We start from the raw sequence: 14,322 nt of genomic DNA on the forward strand, positions 1-14,322 counted from the left end.
GGTGCACGGCGGGCCTTCCTCGTACCTGCGGGGGTGACGGGCGGTCAGATCTGGATGCCCGCCATCCGCTTCCACTCGTACGGGCCGGTCCGCACCTTCAGGCCCAGCTCGCCGTCGAAGTCCTCGTGCAGGGTGAGCCCGGCCAGTTCGGCGGCCCGGCGGCCGATCGCGTAGGTCGGGGCGACCTGGTCGCCCCAGGTGCCGTCGGCGCCGACCACGACGATCCGGGTCGCGGTCCGGCCGACGTACTCGACCACCCCGTCCGCGCTGCCGCCGTGCTGGGCAGCGAAGCTGCTGAGGTGCTTGGCGATGCGCTTGGCACGGCGCTCGGCGCGGGCGTCCGGCGCGGCGGTGGTGGCGGTCTCTGCGCTGCTCATGCCCGCATGCTACCGACCGGTAGTCCGGCTGGCGACGCCGCCGCCCTGTGCCGACGGCCACACGTCGCGCCCCGCCGCCCGCGCGGGGGGCACCGCCGGACCCGCCGGGGCGGCGGGCAGCTCCCCCGCGCCCGCGTAGGCCCGGGCGAACGCCTCGGCCTCCGGGCCGGGGCGGGCGATCCGGTGGATCCGCCGCAGCCGCAGCCGCAGCGCGAACTCGCGCTGCCCGGACGGGATCCCGGCCGGCAGGTGGAGCAGTTCGAGCAGCTGGTCGGAGAACTCCTGGGTCTCCCAGGCGGCCTCCAGCCGACGCTCCTGGTAGCCGTCCAGGGCGCGCTCGTCCCCGTCCCGGACGGCGGCCACCAGCGCCCCGGCCAGGTCGGCGACGTCGGCGACCGCCGAGTTGAGGCCCTTGGCGCCGGACGGGGTGACGGTGTGCGCGGCGTCCCCGGCCAGCAGCAGCCGCCCGGCCCGGATCCGGGCGGCGACCCGGCCGCGCATCCGCAGCATGCCGGTCTCCAGCAGGCCGCCGAGCGCGGGGTCGCCCGCGTCCAGGGCGAGCCGCCGCTCCAGCTCGGCCCGGATCCGCGGCTCGTCCCAGCCGGACAGCTCCTCCCCCGCCGGGACCTCCAGGTAGAACCGGCCGACATCGGCGGTGCGCGGCATCATCCCGGCGAACCCGTCGGCGTGCACCGCGTAGCGGATCTGCTCGACCGGGCGGGAGATCCGGGCCAGCACGGTCAGCCAGTCGTACGGGTAGCGCCGGGCCGGCCCGTCCCCGCCGTCGGGGCGTCCGCCGTCGGGGAGTCCGCCATCGGGGAAGGCCGCGGCGACCGTGCTGCGCGCGCCGTCGCAGCCGACCACCCAATCGGCGCGCAGCTCGCCGTCGGCGGTGCGCAGCACGGGGCGGCCGTCGCCGTCGAGGGCGACCGACTCGACGGGCCGCTCGAAGGCGATGGCGCCGCCGTCCTTCTCGTAGGCGGCGATCAGGTCGCGGACCAGCAGCTGCTGCGGGTAGACCCAGTGCCGGACGCCGCCGGAGAGCGCCCCGTAGTCGACCAGTACCTTCTCGCCGAGGCAGACCAGCTCGCACTCGCCGTGCCGCTCGCCCTCGGCGGTCAGCCGGTCGGCGAGACCGAGGGCGCGCAGGTACTCGACCACCCGGTGTTCGAGCACGCCGGCCCGGGCGGTGCGCTCCAGCTCGGCGCGGGAGAGCCGCTCGTGGACGGTGACCCCGATCCCGGCCCGGCGCAGCACGTGGGCGAGGACGAGTCCGGCGGGCCCGGCGCCGACCACGGCGACGGCGGTGCGGCGGGCGGTCACCGGCTGCCTCCGGCGGCGAGCAGTCCGGCGCCGAGCGCGGCGGGCACCACGGCGGGGTTGAAGGTCTCGGTGACGGCGGCCAGCGGTCGGCGGCCGTGCCAGAGCAGGTAGGTCTTGTAGGCGGCGGGCGCGCCGTCCCAGTCCCGGACCCCGGCGTCCAGCACGGTGCGCCGGTGGGCGGTGCCGCTGGCCTGCAGGGCGGCGCCGATCGGGGCGTCGGTGTCGGTCAGGCAGCGGTCGGCGTCGGCGTCCAGGGCGGGCCGGGCAACCACCACGTTGCGGGAGAGCTCGGCTCCGTCCCGGCCGGTCAGCACCGAGCGGCGGACGATCAGCTGCTCCTCGGGCCCGGCGCCGAGCAGGGCGGCGGTCCCGGCGGGGGCCGCGGCCGCGGGCAGCCGGCGGTGGTCGGCGCCGCCGATCCGGGCGGGCGCCCCGGTCCACGCCTCCAGCAGGGTCGTGGTGAGCCCGTCGGTGCTGAGCAGCATCCGGGTGGGCGGGGCGGCGAAGCGCCCGATCCGGACGGCCGTCTCGGCCGGTTTCCGGGTGGCGAAGGCGTGTGCGGACACGTCGATGGAGTGCAGCGGCATCGGTTCCCCCGAGGATGTCGACGACGTTCGGCGTACCGAACGGTGGCCGACCCTACTCGACAACTGTTTCCGCTGACGAAACGTCACCTCATGTCCGGGCAAAGCCGTCCGGGCCCGGGCCGGGCCGTTCGGCGGACCGCCCCGGGGCGGGAATACTGTCCGGGTGAACGATTTCCGTGGCTGGCCGGCCGAGGCGCTGGAGTTCTACGAGCACCTGGAGGCCGACAACTCGAAGACCTTCTGGGCCGCGCACCGCGCGGTGTACGACGAGGTCGTCCGGGCCCCGATGGAGGCCCTGCTGGCCCGGCTGGAGCCGGAGTTCGGCCCGGGGAAGATCTTCCGGCCGAACCGGGACGTCCGGTTCTCGGCCGACAAGTCCCCGTACAAGACGCACCTCGGCGGGTACCTGGAGTCCGGCGGCTACGTGCAGCTGTCCGCCGACGGGCTGGCCTGCGGGCTGGGGTACTACCACCTGGCGAGCGACCAGCTGGCCCGCTACCGCACGGCGGTGGCCGAGGACGTGCCGGGCGCCGAGCTGGAGCGGGTGGTGGCGCGGGTGCGGGCGGCCGGGCCGCAGGTGGTGGGCCGGGACAGCCTGAAGACGGCGCCGCGCGGCGTCCCGAAGGACCACCCGCGGATCGAACTGCTGCGCCACAAGGGCCTGATCGCCTGGCAGGAGTGGGAGCCCGCGGCCTGGCTGGGCACCGCGGCGGCGTACGGCCGGATCACCGGCTTCCTGCACGCGGCGGCGCCGCTGCACGCGTGGCTGGAGAACCACGTCGGCCCCAGCGAGCTTCCGCCGCGCTGAGGCCGAGGGGGTGGAGCGAGGGGGCGTCAGCCCACGAACGGGTCGATCGCCACGACCAGGAACAGCAGGGTCAGGTAGGTGATCGACCAGTGGAACAGCCGCATCTCCTTGAGCTTGGCGCCCACGATGCCGGCCTTGGCGCGCGACTGGAGCGCGTACGCCTCCTTCATCCACAGCGCGCCGAGGACGGCGGCGGCGGTCGGGTACAGCCAGCTGGTGTGCGCGGCCGGCCAGAGCAGCAGCGAGGTCGCCACCATCACCCAGGAGTAGACGACGACCTGCTTGGCGACGCCGATGTTGCCGCGGATCACCGGCAGCATCGGCACGCCGGCCTTGGCGTAGTCGTCGCGGACCTTCATCATCAGCACCCAGGTGTGCGGCGGCGTCCAGAAGAACACCACCAGGAACAGCACCACGGCCGCCCAGGACAGCGAGTCCGTCACCGAGGACCAGCCGACCAGCACCGGCATGCAGCCGGCGATGCCGCCCCAGACCACGTTCTGCGAGGTGCGGCGCTTGAGGCCCAGGGTGTAGACGAAGACGTAGAACAGCAGGGCGCCCAGCGCGAGCGCCGAGGACAGCCAGTTGACCAGGACGCCCAGCCAGAGGGTGGAGACCACGGCCAGCGTGACGCCGAAGACCAGCGCCTCCCGGGGGGAGACCATGCCGGTGACGATCGGGCGCCGCTCGGTGCGGGACATCACCGCGTCGATGTCCCGGTCGATGTACATGTTGAGGGCGTTGGCGCCGCCCGCCGAGAGGTAGCCGCCGACCACCACCGCGAGCACCCGCCACAGGTCCGGCACGCCGCCCTGGGCGAGGAACATCACCGGCACCGTGGAGATCAGCAGCAGCTCGATGATGCGGGGCTTGGTGAGGGCGACGAATGCGCCGACCCGGGCCCCGAACGGCCGGGGCGCGGTCCTCGTCCCTACCACCACCCCTGCGGGGCGGGATTCGACGGCGGTCACGGACACCTCAACAGTCGATGAACTTCCACAGGCGACCCGGAGACCCGCAGGGTGCCCGCCGTCCGCTCTGCGCGTACCACGCAACCATAGACGTTCCATATCTCCCGATCCGCCCCGGGGTCCTCCGGCGAGCCGCGTCCGTTCCCGTCTTGCCCATCGGACGGGCATGGCCTCCCCGGACGGGTGAAGGTAGGACAGAGCAGTTGACGGATCGCCAGGGGACTGCCGGGGAACCGGCGGCGGAATGCGACGCCCGGCACTCGCGTTGCCCGGCACAGAGGGTGAGGTGCCCGGCAAACGGTAGGCTCGCACAGAGAAGCGGGATCAACCCTCCGTGATCGGCACCACCACAGCGACGTGGCCGAACCGGTCCCCTTCACGGGGTCACACTTCACAAAATCCGGAAGGAGCCCTGAGTCAGGGTGAGCACGACGCCGAACGTTTTCGAGTGGAGCGAGTGGGACCAGCGGGCCGTCGACACGGCCCGGGTACTGGCGATGGACGCCGTGCAGAAGGTGGGGAACGGACACCCCGGCACCGCCATGTCCCTCGCGCCCGCGGCGTATCTGATCTTCCAGCGCTTCCTGCGCCACGACCCGACCGACCCGTCCTGGGTCGGCCGCGACCGCTTCGTGCTCTCCCCCGGGCACACCTCCCTCACGCTGTACACCCAGCTGTTCCTGTCCGGCTACGGACTCTCGCTGGACGACCTGAAGGCCTTCCGGGTCGCGGGCAGCCGCACCCCCGGCCACCCCGAGCACGGCCACACCGCCGGTGTCGAGACCACCACCGGCCCGCTCGGCCAGGGCATCGGCAACGCGGTCGGCATGGCGATGGCGGCCCGCTACGAGCGCGGCCTGTTCGACCCGGACGCGGCGCCCGGCACCTCGCCGTTCGACCACACCGTCTGGGCGATCGTCTCCGACGGCGACCTGGAGGAGGGCATCTCCGCCGAGGCGTCCTCGCTGGCCGGCCACCAGAAGCTGGGCAACCTGGTCGCGCTCTACGACGACAACCACATCTCGATCGAGGGCGACACCGCCACCGCGTTCTCCGAGGACGTGCTGGCCCGCTACGAGGCGTACGGCTGGCACGTCCAGCGGGTCGCCCCGAAGGCCGACGGCGACATCGACGTGGCCGCGCTGGCCGCCGCGCTGGAGGCCGCCCGGGCCGAGACCGGCAAGCCGTCGATCATCGCGATGCGCACCATCATCGCCTGGCCCGCGCCGAACGCCCAGGACACCGCGAAGGCGCACGGCTCGGCCCTCGGCGACGCCGAGATCGCCGCCACCAAGAAGGTGCTCGGCTTCGACCCGGCCAAGACCTTCGAGGTCTCCGACCAGGTCGTCGCGCACGCCCGCGAGGTCGTCGTCCGCGGCCAGGCCGCCCGCGCCGCCTGGGACGCCGAACTCGCCGACTGGCGCGCCGCCAACCCGCAGCGCGCCGCCGAGTTCGACCGGATCCAGACCGGCGAGCTGCCCGACGGCTGGGAGAAGGCGATCCCGTCCTTCCCGGCCGGCAAGGACGTCGCCACCCGCAAGGCCTCCGGCGACACCCTGAAGGCCGTCGGCAAGCTGGTCCCCGAACTCTGGGGCGGCTCCGCGGACCTCGCCGAGTCCAACCTGACCACCATCGACGAGGAGTCCTCCTTCCTGCCGGAGGGCAACCCGCTCAAGAGCGCCTCGCCGTACGGCCGGACGATCCACTTCGGCATCCGCGAGCACGCCATGGGCTCCGTGATGAACGGCATCGCCCTGCACGGCCGCACCCGGATCTACGGCGGCACCTTCCTGGTGTTCTCCGACTACATGCGCCCCGCCGTCCGGCTCGCCGCGCTGATGAAGCTGCCGGTGGTCTACGTCTGGACGCACGACTCGATCGGCCTCGGCGAGGACGGCCCGACCCACCAGCCGGTCGAGCACCTGGCCGCGCTGCGCGCCATCCCCGGCCTCGCCGTGGTCCGCCCGGCGGACGCCAACGAGACCGCCGTGGTGTGGCGCACCGTGCTGGAGCGGCAGACCAGCCACCCCGGCCCGGTCGGCCTGGCGCTGACCCGGCAGGGCGTGCCGACCTTCGACCGCGAGGTGTTCGGCTCCGCCGAGGGCGCGGCCCGGGGCGGCTACGTGCTGGCCGAGGCCGAGGGCGGCGAGCCCAAGGTGATCCTGATCGGCACCGGCTCCGAGGTGCAGCTCGCCGTGCAGGCCCGCGAGGCGCTGCAGGCCGAGGGCACCCCGACCCGGGTGGTCTCGCTGCCCTCGGTCGAGTGGTTCAACGAGCAGGACCAGGCGTACCGGGACAGCGTGCTGCCCCCGAACGTCCGGGCCCGGGTCTCGGTCGAGGCGGGCATCGCCCAGGGCTGGCGCGAGCTGGTCGGCGACGCCGGCCGGATCATCAGCCTGGACCACTTCGGCGCCTCCGCCGACTACCAGGTGCTGTACCAGGAGTTCGGCATCACCGCCGAGGCGGTGGCCAACGCCGCCCGCGCCTCGCTGCGCACGGTCGAGGCCGTCTCGCGCTGACGCGCTGATCCGCCCGGCCCGGGGTATCCGCACTGCCCCGGGCCGGTTCCCCGGACTCCACCCGACGTACGAAAAGAAGAAGAGGGACTGAGCACCATGACCGACGCTTTGAACCGCCTCAGCGAAGAAGGCGTGGCGATCTGGCTCGACGACCTGAGCCGCGACCGGCTGAACTCCGGCAACCTGGCCGAGCTGGTGCAGGAGAAGCACGTCGTCGGCGTCACCACCAACCCGACCATCTTCCAGAAGGCCATCGGCGGCGGCAGCGCCGCCTACGACGGCCAGCTGACCGACCTCGCGGTGCGCAAGGTCACCACCGACGAGGCGATCCGCATGATCACCACCTCGGACGTGCGCGACGCCGCCGACGTGCTGCGCCCCGTCTACGACGCCTCCAACGGCCGCGACGGCCGGGTCTCCATCGAGGTCGACCCGCGGCTGGCCCACGAGACCGCGGCCACCGTCGCCGAGGCCAAGCAGCTGTGGTGGCTGGTCGACCGCCCGAACGTCCTGATCAAGATCCCGGCGACGGTGGCCGGCCTGCCCGCGATCAGCGAGGTGCTCGGCAGGGGCATCAGCGTCAACGTCACGCTGATCTTCTCGCTGGAGCGCTACAAGGCCGTCATCGACGCCCACCTGACCGGCCTGGAGACCGCCAAGGCCGCCGGCCTCGACCTCTCGCAGATCGAGTCGGTCGCCTCGTTCTTCGTCTCCCGGGTCGACACCGAGATCGACAAGCGCCTGGACGCGGTCGGCACCCCCGAGGCCAAGGAGCTGCGCTCCAAGGCCGCCGTGGCCAACGCCCGCCTCGCCTACCGGGCGTACGAGGAGGTCTACGGCTCGGTCGACGGCAGCAAGCCCGCCTCGGCCCGCTGGGCGGCCCTGGAGGCGGCCGGCGCCAAGCCGCAGCGCCCGCTCTGGGCGTCCACCGGCGTCAAGGACCCGAACCTGCCGGACACCCTGTACGTGACCGAGCTGGTCGCCCCGGGCACCGTCAACACCATGCCCGAGGCCACCCTGGACGCCACCGACGACCACGGCGCGGTCACCGGCGACACCATCACCCCGCACTACGAGGACGCGCAGGCCGTGCTCGACGCGGTCGCCGCCGCGGGCGTGGACTACGACGACGTGGTCCAGGTCCTGGAGGACGAGGGCGTGCAGAAGTTCGAGGCCTCCTGGACCGAGCTGCTCGACACCGTCGCCGCGGCGCTCGACGCGCACGGCAAGAACTGACTCCTGCTCACGAACTGAAGCGACGAAAGCGGAGCACACCACAGTGAGCAACACCCAGCCGTACCCGGACGTGGAGGGGACGGAGCCGACCGCGGGAGACACCCCGGAACGCCCCGTCAACCCGCTGCGCGACCCCGCCGACCGGCGACTGCCGCAGATCGCCGGCCCGTCCGGGCTGGTGATCTTCGGCGTCACCGGCGACCTGTCCCGCAAGAAGCTGATGCCGGCCGTCTACGACCTCGCCAACCGCGGCCTGCTGCCGCCGGGCTTCTCGCTGGTCGGGTTCGCCCGCCGCGAGTGGGAGGACGAGGACTTCGCCAACGAGGTGCACGACGCCGTCAAGGAGCACGCCCGCACGCCCTTCCGCGAGGAGGTCTGGCAGCAGCTCGCCAAGGGCATGCGCTTCGTCCAGGGCGACTTCGGCGACGACGAGGCCTTCGACACCCTGCGCCGCACCATCGAGGACCTCGACCGGGCGCAGGGCACCGGCGGCAACTTCGCCTTCTACCTGTCGGTGCCGCCGAAGTTCTTCCCGACGGTGGTCCAGCAGCTCAAGAAGCACGGCCTGACCGACCCGCCGAAGGGCTCCTGGCGGCGCGCCGTGATCGAGAAGCCGTTCGGCCACGACCTGGAGAGCGCCCAGGAGTTGAACCGGATCGTCCACGAGGTCTTCCCGCGGGACGAGGTCTTCCGGATCGACCACTACCTGGGCAAGGAGACCGTCCAGAACATCCTGGCGCTGCGCTTCGCCAACCAGATGTTCGAGCCGATCTGGAACCGGTCGTACGTCGACCACGTGCAGATCACCATGGCCGAGGACATCGGCATCGGCGGCCGGGCCGGCTACTACGACGGCATCGGCTCCGCCCGCGACGTGATCCAGAACCACCTGCTGCAGCTGATGGCGCTGACCGCGATCGAGGAGCCGGCGTCCTTCCACCCGAAGGCGCTGGTGGCCGAGAAGCTGAAGGTGCTCAGCGCCGTCAAGCTGCCCGCCGACCTGGGCGCGCACACCGTGCGCGGCCAGTACGCGGCGGGCTGGCAGGGCGGCGAGGAGGTGGTCGGCTACCTCGACGAGGACGGCATCGACCCCGAGTCGAAGACCGACACCTACGCCGCCATCAAGCTGGAGATCAACAACCGGCGCTGGGCGGGCGTCCCGTTCTACCTGCGCACCGGCAAGCGGCTGGGCCGCCGGGTCACCGAGATCGCGGTGGTCTTCCAGCGCGCCCCGTACCTGCCGTTCGACTCCTACGCCACCGAGGAGCTCGGCCAGAACGCCCTGGTGATCCGCGTCCAGCCGGACGAGGGCGTCACCGTGCGGTTCGGCTCGAAGGTCCCCGGCACCGCGCTGGAGGTCCGCGACGTCACGATGGACTTCGCCTACGGCGAGTCCTTCACCGAGTCCAGCCCCGAGGCGTACGAGCGCCTCATCCTGGACGTGCTGCTCGGCGACGCGAACCTCTTCCCGCGGCACCAGGAGGTCGAGCTGTCCTGGCAGATCCTCGACCCGATCGAGCAGTACTGGGACAGCCACGGCAAGCCCGCGCAGTACCCGGCCGGCACCTGGGGCCCGGTCGAGGCGGACGAGATGCTCGCACGAGACGGCAGGAGCTGGCGCCGGCCATGAAGATCGACCTGACGAACACCACGTCCAGCAAGATCAACGCTGCCCTGATGGACGCCCGCCGGGCCAGCGGCTCCACCGCGGCCGGCATGGTGCTGACCCTGGTCATCGTGACCGACGAGGGCAGCGCCTACGACGCCCTGAAGGCCGCCAACGACGCGTCCCGCGAGCACCCCTCGCGGACCCTCGCGGTCATCAAGCGGGCCGGGCGCTCGCCCCGCGCCCGGGCCGAGACCCGGCTGGACGCCGAGATCCTGGTCGGCACCGACGCGGGTAGCGGCGAGACCGTCGTGCTCCGGATGCACGGCGAACTCGCCGCGCACGCCCAGTCGGTGGTGCTGCCGCTGCTGCTGCCGGACGCCCCCGTGGTGGTCTGGTGGCCGGACAACGCGCCGCTCAACCCGGCCCAGGACCCGCTGGGCGCGCTCGCCCAGCGCCGGATCACCGACGCCGTCACCGCGGAGTCCCCGGTCGGCCAGCTCGCCCAGCGGGCGGCCGGCTACACCCCCGGCGACACCGACCTGGCCTGGACCCGGATCACCGGCTGGCGCTCGATGCTCGCCGCCGCGCTCGACCAGCGCGCCGTGCGGATCGTCGGCGCCGTGGTCGAGGGCGAGTCGTACAACCCCAGCGTCGAACTGCTCGGCCTGTGGCTGCACAACCGCCTGCGCGTCCCGGTCGAACGGGTCGTCACCGGCGGCCCCGGCATCACCGCCGTCCGGCTCCGCACCGAGGAGGGCGACATCACGCTCGACCGCCCCGACGGCCTGCTCGGCACGCTCTGCATGCCCGGCGCGCCCGACCGGATGGTCGCGCTGAAGCGCCGCGACACCGCCGAACTGATCGCCGAGGAACTGCGCCGCCTCGACCCCGACGACATCTACGCGACTGCCGTCCGGACCCCCGTGGACCGGCTGCGCGAGCGGATCGCCGGCGTCGAGCACGCGGGCCCCGGCGGCACCGTCGAGGGCCACGCGGCGGAGGTCGAGGCCGAGGCGGCGGAGGTCGAGGCGGCGGCGGCCGAGGTCGAGGTGGCGGAGGAGATCGCCGAGGACGAGACCGCCGCGCCCGCGAAGAAGGCGGCCCCGGCGAAGAAGTCCGGCGCCGCCAAGAAGTCCACCGCCCGCAAGCGGAGCGGTCAGTGAGCGGCCGTCAGGTCCTGGTGCACGCGGACGCCGCGCTGCTGGCCCAGGCCGCGGCCGCCCGGCTGATCACCGCCCTGGTCGACGCCCAGGCCGCCCGCGGCACCGCGCACGCGGTGCTCACCGGCGGCCGCAACGGCAACGCCCTGCTGGCCGCGCTCGCCGCCCACCCGGCGCGCGACGCGGTCGACTGGGCGGGCGTCCACCTGTGGTGGGGCGACGAGCGGTACCTGCCGGCCGGCGACCCGGAGCGCAACGCCGTGCAGGCGGCCGCGTTCCTGGACGCCGTCCGGCCGCTCGGCGCCCGCGTCCACGAGATGCCGGCCGACGACGGCTCCTCCGCCGAGGAGGCCGCCGTCCGGTACGCCGCCGAACTGGCCGCGGCCGCCGAACCGGGCGAGCCGCTACCGGTCTTCGACGTCCTGCTGCTGGGCGTCGGCCCGGACGCCCACGTCGCCTCGCTGTTCCCCGGCCACCCCGGGGTCCGGCAGTCCGGCGGAACGGTTCTCCCGGTGCACGACTCCCCGAAGCCGCCGCCGACCCGGCTCTCGCTCACCCTGCCCGCCCTCAACACCGCCCGCCAGGCCTGGCTGCTGGCCGCCGGACCGGACAAGGCCGAGGCCGTCGCCCTCGCCCTGACCGGCCCGGACGCCGACACCGCCCCGGCGAGCGCCGTGACGGGCACCGAGCGCACCCTGTGGCTGATCGACGCGGCCGCCGCGAGCAGCCTCGCCTGACGCCCCGTCACGCCCGTCACGCCGGAAGGCCCGGCCCCCGCCAGGGGGCCGGGCCTTCCGCACGGTGCCTCAGATCTCGCCGCGCAGCTTGGCCAGCGCCTCGGCGAGGATCGCCTCGCCGTCGGCGTCGGTGCGCCGCTCGCGGACGTAGGCGAGGTGGGTCTTGTAGGGCTCGTTGCGGGCCGGGGCGGGCGGGTTGTGCTCGTCCTGGCCGGCCGGGAAGCCGCAGCGGGGGCAGTCCCAGGTCTCCGGGACGGCCGCCTCCGCCGCGAAGCTGGGTCGCGTCTCGTGCTTGTTCGCGCACCAGAAGGAGATCCGGTTACGGGGAGCGGACTCGCCGCGCTCCGCCTCGCCCATCGGGCCGGCGCCCACCCTGCTGCCTCGGATCGCGTTGCCACTTGCCACGGTCTGACTCCCTGCGTGCTGGTGCCGTCCGGCCGCGGCTGGGCGGACGGTGGCGAAGTCGTCCTAGTGTAAGCGGCGGTTAAGCCTGCGCCACCACCGCCCGACGACTTCGGGTCAGTTGTTCTTGAGCAGCAGCCCGAGCACCACGATGCAGGCGAACCAGGCGATGCCGAGGATCACGGTGATGCGGTCGAGGTTGCGCTCGGCCACCGCGGAACCGCCGCCGGTGGAGGACGCGCCGCCGCCGAACATGTCGGACAGGCCACCGCCCTTGCCCTTGTGGAGCAGCACCATCAGGATCATCAGCACACTGAGGATGATCAGAGCAATCTCGAACCCGAGGACCACGACGGGACCAACTCTCTCGAATCTGCGGCGAAGGGGCCGGGCCCGCTCCTCGCGGTCCGGCCCCAAAGCCTACGTTGCTGCGGCGGCGTTAGCCTACTGCCTGCTCACGGTAGCGCACGATCTTGACGAACTCGTCGGCGTCCAGCGAGGCCCCGCCGATCAGGGCGCCGTCCACGTCGGGCTTGGCCATCAGGCCGGCCGCGGACGAGGACTTCACCGAACCGCCGTACAGGACGCGGACCTTGTCGGCCAGCTCGGGCCCGTACAGCTCGGCGAGGCGGGCCCGGATCGCGCCGCAGACCTCCTGCGCGTCCTCGGGGGTGGCGACCTCGCCGGTGCCGATCGCCCAGACCGGCTCGTACGCGACGACGATGCTCTCGGCGTCGGACGCCGGGACGCCGTCCAGGGCGCCGTCGAGCTGGGCGAGGGTGTACGCGACGTGGGTGCCGGCCCTGCGGACCTCCAGCGGCTCGCCGACGCACAGGATCGGGGTGATCCCGTGCCGGTAGGCGGCCTTCACCTTGGCGTTGACGATCTCCTCGTTCTCGCCGTGGTACTGGCGGCGCTCGGAGTGGCCGATCACCGCGTAGGCGCAGTTCAGCTTCGCCAGCATCGGGCCGGACACCTCACCGGTGTACGCGCCGCCGTCGTGCTGCGAGATGTCCTGCGAGCCGTACTTGAGCTTCAGCTTGTCGCCGTCGACCAGGGTCTGCACCGACCGCAGGTCGGTGAACGGGGGCAGCACGGCGACCTCGACGGCCGCGTAGTCCTTGTCCGTCAGCGAGAACGCCAGCGCCTGGGTGTGGCGCAGCGCCTCGAAGTGGTCGAGGTTCATCTTCCAGTTGCCCGCCATCAGCGGGAGACGCTCAGTCATGATCCTTCTCAGTCCTCCAGGGCGGCGAGACCGGGGAGGGTCTTGCCCTCCAGGTACTCGAGGCTCGCGCCACCGCCGGTCGAGATGTGTCCGAACTTGGCCTCGTCGAAGCCCAGGGTGCGGACCGCCGCCGCCGAGTCGCCGCCGCCGACCACGGTGAACGCGTCGGAGTCGACCAGCGCCTGGGCGACCGCGCGGGTGCCGTCGGCGAACGCGGGGTGCTCGAAGACGCCCATCGGGCCGTTCCAGAACACCGTCCGCGCGTCGGCGATCTTCTCCGCGAACAGCTGCGCGGTCTTCGGGCCGATGTCCAGGCCGAGCGCGCCGTCCGGGATCGCGTCCACGTCGACGACCGCGTAGTCCGCCACCGGGGCGCCGGTCTTGACGTCCGGGAAGCTGCCGGAGACCGCGGTGTCCAGCGGGATGACGAACTCCACGCCCTGCTCGGCGCCGCGCTTCAGGTAGTCCTGGACGACCGGGATCTGGTCCTCCTGGAGCAGCGAGGCGCCCACGCCGTGGCCCTGGGCCGCGATGAAGGTGTACATCATGCCGCCGCCGATCAGGATCCGGTCGGCCTTGTCGAGCAGGTTCTCGATCACGCCGACCTTGTCGGAGACCTTGGAGCCGCCGAGCACCACCACGTACGGGCGGGCCACGTCCTCGGTGAGGCGCTTGAGCACGCCGACCTCGGTGGCGATCAGGTCGCCGACGGCGTGCGGCAGCCGGGCCGGCAGGTCGTAGACGGAGGCGTGCTTGCGGTGCACCGCGCCGAAGCCGTCGCCGACGTACAGGTCCGCCAGGGCGGCCAGCTCGTCGGCGAACGCGCCGCGCTCGGCGTCGTCCTTGGAGGTCTCGCCCGCGTTGAAGCGGAGGTTCTCCAGCAGCGTGACCTCGCCGTCGCCGAGGGCGGCGACGGTGGCCTTCGCGCTCTCCCCGACCGTGTCGGTGGCGAACGCCACCGGGCGGCCCAGGATCTCGCCGAGGCGGACGGCCACCGGCGCGAGGGAGAACTTCGGGTCGGGCTCGCCCTTCGGGCGGCCCAGGTGCGAGGCCACCACGACGCGGGCGCCGCGCTCGACGAGCTTGGCGATGGTCGGCGCGACGGCGCGGATCCGGCCGTCGTCGGTGATGGTGTCACCGGACAGCGGCACGTTGAGGTCGGCGCGGACGAACACCCGCTTGCCGGAGACCTCCAGGTCTTCGATCGTCTTCACGGTCTTGCTCCTCAGGGGTGGAACGGTGCGCAGACGGCGACACGACGGCGGGCCACCGGTAAGGGGTAGGACGACGAGGGTGGGCGCAGCGGCAGGGCCCGGTCGGCGGTCGAAGCCGTCCGGGCCCTGCCCCTTACCGCACGTCAGCTACCGC

General features: G+C 73.1%; 14 protein-coding genes. 6 read left to right on the plus strand and 8 right to left on the minus strand.

Going from position 1 to position 14,322, the window contains the following annotated elements:
- Nucleotides 1-44 precede the first annotated feature (44 nt).
- Genes ACIOHG_RS15835 through ACIOHG_RS15845 form a run of 3 tightly spaced genes read right to left on the minus strand, consistent with a single transcriptional unit; the run spans nucleotide 45 to nucleotide 2,287 of the window.
- Complete coding sequence (locus ACIOHG_RS15835) at nucleotides 45-377, minus strand: hypothetical protein (RefSeq protein WP_400950362.1); 333 nt, start codon at nucleotides 375-377, stop codon at nucleotides 45-47.
- A gap of 9 nt (nucleotides 378-386) precedes the next feature.
- Nucleotides 387-1,700, minus strand: a complete 1,314-nt coding sequence (locus tag ACIOHG_RS15840) for an FAD-dependent monooxygenase (protein WP_400950365.1) — start codon at nucleotides 1,698-1,700, stop codon at nucleotides 387-389.
- Nucleotides 1,697-2,287, minus strand: a complete 591-nt coding sequence (locus ACIOHG_RS15845) for a chorismate pyruvate-lyase family protein (RefSeq protein ID WP_400950367.1) — start codon at nucleotides 2,285-2,287, stop codon at nucleotides 1,697-1,699. The genes ACIOHG_RS15840 and ACIOHG_RS15845 overlap by 4 nt, the downstream gene beginning before the upstream one ends.
- Nucleotides 2,288-2,450: 163 nt before the next feature.
- Here ACIOHG_RS15845 and ACIOHG_RS15850 point away from each other — a divergent pair, with 163 nt between their 5' ends.
- The gene (locus ACIOHG_RS15850; RefSeq protein ID WP_400950369.1) at nucleotides 2,451-3,095 is read left to right on the plus strand and encodes a DUF2461 domain-containing protein; all 645 of its coding nucleotides are present in this window, start codon (nucleotides 2,451-2,453) and stop codon (nucleotides 3,093-3,095) included.
- Between the two features lie 26 nt (nucleotides 3,096-3,121).
- Here the strand turns inward: ACIOHG_RS15850 and ACIOHG_RS15855 are convergent, their stop codons facing one another.
- Nucleotides 3,122-4,066 (minus strand): heme o synthase, encoded by a 945-nt coding sequence (locus ACIOHG_RS15855; RefSeq protein WP_400950604.1) that lies wholly within the window; start codon nucleotides 4,064-4,066, stop codon nucleotides 3,122-3,124.
- Nucleotides 4,067-4,488: 422 nt separating this feature from the next.
- Here ACIOHG_RS15855 and tkt point away from each other — a divergent pair, with 422 nt between their 5' ends.
- The 5 genes from tkt (at nucleotide 4,489) to pgl (ending at nucleotide 11,327) form a co-directional block, all read left to right on the plus strand.
- Nucleotides 4,489-6,585, plus strand: coding sequence for a transketolase (tkt, locus tag ACIOHG_RS15860; protein ID WP_400950372.1), 2,097 nt, complete (start codon nucleotides 4,489-4,491; stop codon nucleotides 6,583-6,585).
- Nucleotides 6,586-6,681: 96 nt separating this feature from the next.
- Nucleotides 6,682-7,821 (plus strand): transaldolase, encoded by a 1,140-nt coding sequence (gene tal, locus ACIOHG_RS15865; protein ID WP_400950374.1) that lies wholly within the window; start codon nucleotides 6,682-6,684, stop codon nucleotides 7,819-7,821.
- A gap of 70 nt (nucleotides 7,822-7,891) precedes the next feature.
- Nucleotides 7,892-9,451 carry a glucose-6-phosphate dehydrogenase gene (gene zwf / locus ACIOHG_RS15870; protein ID WP_400950606.1) on the plus strand — a complete coding sequence of 520 codons (1,560 nt, stop codon included), beginning with the start codon at nucleotides 7,892-7,894 and terminating at the stop codon, nucleotides 9,449-9,451.
- Nucleotides 9,448-10,593 carry a glucose-6-phosphate dehydrogenase assembly protein OpcA gene (gene opcA, locus ACIOHG_RS15875; RefSeq protein ID WP_400950377.1) on the plus strand — a complete coding sequence of 382 codons (1,146 nt, stop codon included), beginning with the start codon at nucleotides 9,448-9,450 and terminating at the stop codon, nucleotides 10,591-10,593. Before zwf ends, opcA begins: the two co-directional genes overlap by 4 nt.
- Nucleotides 10,590-11,327 (plus strand): 6-phosphogluconolactonase, encoded by a 738-nt coding sequence (gene pgl / locus ACIOHG_RS15880; protein ID WP_400950379.1) that lies wholly within the window; start codon nucleotides 10,590-10,592, stop codon nucleotides 11,325-11,327. Before opcA ends, pgl begins: the two co-directional genes overlap by 4 nt.
- A 69-nt stretch (nucleotides 11,328-11,396) precedes the next feature.
- On the opposite strand, the gene ACIOHG_RS15885 is transcribed toward pgl, so the two are convergent.
- The 4 genes from ACIOHG_RS15885 to ACIOHG_RS15900 form a co-directional block, all read right to left on the minus strand.
- Complete coding sequence (locus tag ACIOHG_RS15885) at nucleotides 11,397-11,684, minus strand: RNA polymerase-binding protein RbpA (RefSeq protein ID WP_400950608.1); 288 nt, start codon at nucleotides 11,682-11,684, stop codon at nucleotides 11,397-11,399.
- 162 nt (nucleotides 11,685-11,846) lie between these two features.
- The gene (gene secG / locus ACIOHG_RS15890) at nucleotides 11,847-12,080 is read right to left on the minus strand and encodes a preprotein translocase subunit SecG (RefSeq protein WP_400950382.1); all 234 of its coding nucleotides are present in this window, start codon (nucleotides 12,078-12,080) and stop codon (nucleotides 11,847-11,849) included.
- A gap of 88 nt (nucleotides 12,081-12,168) precedes the next feature.
- Complete coding sequence (tpiA, locus tag ACIOHG_RS15895; protein ID WP_400950385.1) at nucleotides 12,169-12,954, minus strand: triose-phosphate isomerase; 786 nt, start codon at nucleotides 12,952-12,954, stop codon at nucleotides 12,169-12,171.
- A gap of 8 nt (nucleotides 12,955-12,962) precedes the next feature.
- Nucleotides 12,963-14,168, minus strand: coding sequence for a phosphoglycerate kinase (locus ACIOHG_RS15900; protein ID WP_400950387.1), 1,206 nt, complete (start codon nucleotides 14,166-14,168; stop codon nucleotides 12,963-12,965).
- Nucleotides 14,169-14,322: the final 154 nt, after the last annotated feature.

The sequence above is a fragment of the Kitasatospora sp. NPDC088134 genome (assembly GCF_044741705.1).
Taxonomy (GTDB): Bacteria; Actinomycetota; Actinomycetes; order Streptomycetales; family Streptomycetaceae; genus Kitasatospora.

Bases quoted from the DNA above. Each gene is read 5' to 3' on its own strand.
- ACIOHG_RS15835 (WP_400950362.1), bottom strand. From the start codon at position 377: ATGAGCAGCGCAGAGACCGCCACCACCGCCGCGCCGGACGCCCGCGCC.
- ACIOHG_RS15845 (WP_400950367.1), bottom strand. From the start codon at position 2,287: ATGCCGCTGCACTCCATCGACGTGTCCGCACACGCCTTCGCCACCCGG.
- tal (WP_400950374.1), top strand. From the start codon at position 6,682: ATGACCGACGCTTTGAACCGCCTCAGCGAAGAAGGCGTGGCGATCTGG.
- opcA (WP_400950377.1), top strand. From the start codon at position 9,448: ATGAAGATCGACCTGACGAACACCACGTCCAGCAAGATCAACGCTGCC.
- ACIOHG_RS15885 (WP_400950608.1), bottom strand. From the start codon at position 11,684: ATGGGCGAGGCGGAGCGCGGCGAGTCCGCTCCCCGTAACCGGATCTCC.
- tpiA (WP_400950385.1), bottom strand. From the start codon at position 12,954: ATGACTGAGCGTCTCCCGCTGATGGCGGGCAACTGGAAGATGAACCTC.